The organism is Hydrocoleum sp. CS-953, assembly GCF_002260545.1.
Classification (GTDB): domain Bacteria; phylum Cyanobacteriota; class Cyanobacteriia; order Cyanobacteriales; family Microcoleaceae; genus Trichodesmium.
The window spans coordinates 1-4,170 of record NZ_LGSU01000668.1; the positions used below are offsets into that span (position 1 = coordinate 1).

The 4,170-nt window shown below is 32.9% G+C and carries 3 protein-coding genes; 1 reads left to right on the forward strand and 2 read right to left on the reverse strand.

Going from position 1 to position 4,170, the window contains the following annotated elements; genetic code table 11:
• Positions 1 to 45 precede the first annotated feature (45 nt).
• Together AFK68_RS07595 and patD are read right to left on the reverse strand one after the other, a co-directional pair.
• On the reverse strand, positions 46 to 654 hold the full coding sequence (locus tag AFK68_RS07595; protein ID WP_094672232.1) for a zf-TFIIB domain-containing protein: 609 nt from the start codon (positions 652 to 654) through the stop codon (positions 46 to 48).
• Entirely contained in the window at positions 651 to 1,037 is a 387-nt protein-coding gene (patD, locus tag AFK68_RS07600) for a heterocyst frequency control protein PatD (RefSeq protein ID WP_094672233.1), read from the reverse strand. The genes AFK68_RS07595 and patD overlap by 4 nt, the downstream gene beginning before the upstream one ends.
• Positions 1,038 to 1,821: 784 nt before the next feature.
• Here patD and AFK68_RS07605 point away from each other — a divergent pair.
• Positions 1,822 to 4,074: a bifunctional (p)ppGpp synthetase/guanosine-3',5'-bis(diphosphate) 3'-pyrophosphohydrolase gene (locus AFK68_RS07605; protein WP_094672234.1), complete on the forward strand. Its 2,253-nt coding sequence runs from the start codon at positions 1,822 to 1,824 to the stop codon at positions 4,072 to 4,074.
• Positions 4,075 to 4,170: the final 96 nt, after the last annotated feature.

The window sequence follows — 4,170 nt, forward strand, 5'->3', positions numbered from 1 at the left end:
CCCCTGCTCCCCTACTCCCTACTCCCTACTCCCTACTCCCTAAAATTAATTTTGACTGTTTATACTAAATTTCCCATTAAGTTCCTTTCTTTTCTTTTCAAATCTGCGTAACATATAAGTAGCAGCACAGTCTGCTTGAGGATTATCTTCTAAGATATCTGTTAATTGAAAAACATACTCAGCTATTTCTTCTCCTAATTTATCAATAACAGTCTCACGATTAATCATTTCTTGTTGATACTGACGCACTTTTGCTTGCCATTGACTGGAAAAAATCTCGTGAATTTTAGTGTGAAGACCAAGCTCTTCTAAAATTTTCCATTCTTCGCCATTATCAAACCAGATACCTCCACAACTAACACAACGTTCTATATAAAAAGGTTGTTTAATGTTTATTCTTGTTCGTGACAAATAGGTACCACACTCTGGACATAATCCTGCTTTACTATCAAAAGGAGAGGGTACAAAATCTTCAAATTGATTGTAATAGGGCAAGGTTTCTTCAGGAGAATACCATGAAGGTAAACTGGCTAACCAGGCTTCATACTCTTTTCCTGAAATCCAGAAACCTTGAGATTTAGGACAATATTTTACCGGGATAATATCATTTAAAACGGCATCTTCTAACTCTACATCGCATTTGGGGCTTTTCATCCTGTTTCTTCCTGATTCTGTTTTGATTTGGCTTGACTAAGTATAGTCACACAATAACCTTTGAGGGTTTCTAGGCGATCGCTAATATTGGCCAACCGTGTTTGTGTTGTTTGAGGGTTTCGAGATGCTTGTAAAAAGGTAACATCTACATTCAAGAGCCTAAGTTGCTTGTGAATCTCCGTCAAATAAGACTGTACCTGAGATGCTATAGGTGGGTCTAGTTCCGAATTATCTAAATTAATAATTTGACTATCGAACAATTGTTGGACTTCTTGATTTATGGCCAATATTTTCGATAGTTCTATTTCGGCTATGTTCTGTTGCCACTGATTCAGAAGTTGATTTAATTTTTGATATTGCTGATTATGCTCCTTTGGCAACATAATGTAAATAAATCGAAATTTGTCTATATTATTAACATACGAAGTAATAAGATTTCACAAAAGTTAAAAGTCAAAAGTCACAATTTAAAAGTCAAAAGTGGAAAAATCAGATATGTAGTAGCTGAAAAATTTCACTGAGAATAATTTCAGGTGATAATTTTACATGATTAGTATGAAATTATTTGTCACCAAGAAATCAGGTAAATAGTCTTCCAAAATTGGTATAACAATCTAGGATTTTAGGTTCAGAAGTTATTAGCTTAAGTACAACTACGGGTGCTTAATTAATCTGCCTATAATTTATGTCACCCTAGGGAGACTAATTTTATAGATTGTTGTTATTTTTTTCATAGTTATTATCTCAATATACTAAAAAGTAATTAAGTATTCAATTCTTAAGTTATATTTTAGATATCTCTATTAATTCAACCCTATTAGATAACATAACTNTAAATATATAGTTTGATAGTTCTAGTTTTCCAGAATCTTACTATAAAAATCAAAGTATAAAAAATCACAGATAATCTGTAGAAAAACTGGAATTATAAACTAAAAAGCTAGTTGATAGTTATATTATTTTCTAATAGAATAGAAATTTATAGTTACTGCGAAGAAAAGACAAAAATATCACTGGTAGTAGTAGATTGTAATTCTTTGAGTAATGGTATAGTAGTAATTTTACTCCCGATACTACCATGACTATACAGGACTACCATATAAGTATTCTATACTTTGGCTGAAATTATATCAAAAGCTAATACTCCTTAACTCTAAACTAACTCCTATGAATACAAAAATCTTAACACCTAAACCTAAAATTTCATGTGTAATTCCTGATTGGCTACAAGAATGTCTAGATAACAGAAATAAGAGTGATAATATAACGAGCTGTTCAGTGGATACAGCATTAATTTGTCGAGCATTTGAATTTGCATATAAGTTACATGAAGGGCAGTATCGGAAATCAGGAGAACCTTATATTTGTCATCCTGTAGCTGTGGCAGGATTATTAAAATATCTAGGCGGTGATAGTGCGATGATTGCCGCAGGTTTTCTACATGATATTGTTGAAGATACTGAGGTAACTATTGAAGAAATAAAACAAAAATTTGGTGCGGAAGTAGCTTTATTAGTAGAAGGTGTAACTAAGCTTTCTAAGTTTAATTTTTCCAGCAAAACAGAGCTACAAGCTGAAAATTTTCGCCGAATGTTTTTGGCAATGGCAAAGGATATTAGAGTCATTGTTGTAAAGTTGGCAGACAGATTACATAATATGAGAACTCTCCAACATTTACCTCCTCATAAACAGTTAAGCAAAGCATTAGAAACACGGGAAATATTTGCACCATTAGCAAATCGTTTGGGAATTGGTCGAATTAAATGGGAATTAGAAGATTTATCTTTTAAATATATTGAAGCAAATGCTTATCGGGAAATACAAGAATTGGTAGCAGATAAACGTGTTGATCGGGAAGCTAAATTGTTAGAAATGACAGAAAATTTACGACTAAAATTAGACCAAGCAGGAATAGAATGTTACGACATTAGTGGTCGCCCTAAACATCTTTATGGAATCTATCGGAAGATGTACTTTAAACAGAAAGAATTTCACGAAGTATATGATATTTCTGGATTGAGAATTATTGTAGAAAAAAATGAGGATTGTTATCGAGCTTTAGCTATTGTTCACGACTCTTATCGCCCTATTCCTGGAAGATTTAAAGATTATATTGGTCTGCCAAAACCTAATCGTTATCAATCATTACATACAGGAGTAATAGGCACTACAGGTCGTCCAGTAGAAGTGCAAATTAGAACTGTGGAAATGCACCATATTGCTGAGTATGGAATAGCTGCTCATTGGAAGTATAAAGAAACTGGTTATAGTAATACTAATACTCATATTACAACTGAAGATGAAAAGTTTACTTGGCTTCGACAATTATTAGAATGGCAAAGTGACCTCAAAGATGATAAAGAATATTTGGAGACTATTAAGGGTGATTTATTCTCTGAAGATGTTTATGCATTTACACCAAAAGGTGATGTAATTTCTCTCAAACATGGCTCGACACCAATAGATTTTGCTTATCGTATTCATACAGAAGTAGGAAATCATTGTACAGGTGCTAAAGTAAATGAACGAATAGTACCTTTAGATAGTCCTTTAAAAAATGGCGATATTGTCGAAATTTTGACTCAGAAAAATGGTCATCCTAGTTTAGATTGGCTAAATTTTGTTGTTACTGGTGGTGCAAGAAATAGAATTCGTCAGTGGTTTAAACGCTCTCATCGAGAAGAAAATTTAGCTAGAGGTAGAGAATTATTAGAGAAAGAATTGGGTAAAAAAGGTTTTGAATCTTTACTCAAATCTGAGCAAATGCGACTTGTTTCTGAAAGATTTAATTATCATAATGTAGATGATTTATTGGCAGGTCTGGGTTATGGTGAAATAACTTTAAATTTAGTAGTTAATCGATTGCGAGATGCTTCTAGAGAAGTAACACAAGTTGAGCAGAATTCAGATATTTTCTCAGAAAAATATTTACACAAACCTACTCAAACTTTGCCTTCTAATAATTCTTATCCAATCGCTGGAGTTGAAGGTTTAATGTATCATTTAGCAGGTTGTTGTAATCCTATTCCAGGTGAGCCTATTATTGGAGCTGTAACTCGTATGAATGGTATTTCAATTCATCGTCAAGGTTGTTCTAATGTGGAAAGTGTACCTGGAGAAAGGCTAGTTCCTGTTAGTTGGAATAGTGATAATGAAAATCAGGGACGACCTAAAACTTATCCAGTTAGTATATCTATTGAAGTTCTAGATCGAGTGGGTGTACTGAAGGATATTTTATCTCGTTTGATGGATAATAATGTTAATGTTCAAAATGCTCAGGTTAAAACAAATCCTGGTCATCCTGCGATTATTAATCTATGTATTGAAGTGAGCGATCTCCAACAATTTGAACGAAGTTGTACTCAGATTAAAAATATGAGTGATATTTTGAATCTGCGTCGTATTAGTCAGGTGGAATAATGGATAATGGATAATGGATAATTGATAATTGATAATGGATAATTGATAATGGATAATGGATAATGGACAATGGATAATGGATAATGGATAATGGAT

Coding starts and splice junctions, on each gene's coding strand:
- AFK68_RS07595 (WP_094672232.1), bottom strand. CDS start 654: ATGAAAAGCCCCAAATGCGATGTAGAGTTAGAAGATGCCGTTTTAAAT.
- patD (WP_094672233.1), bottom strand. CDS start 1,037: ATGTTGCCAAAGGAGCATAATCAGCAATATCAAAAATTAAATCAACTT.
- AFK68_RS07605 (WP_094672234.1), top strand. CDS start 1,822: ATGAATACAAAAATCTTAACACCTAAACCTAAAATTTCATGTGTAATT.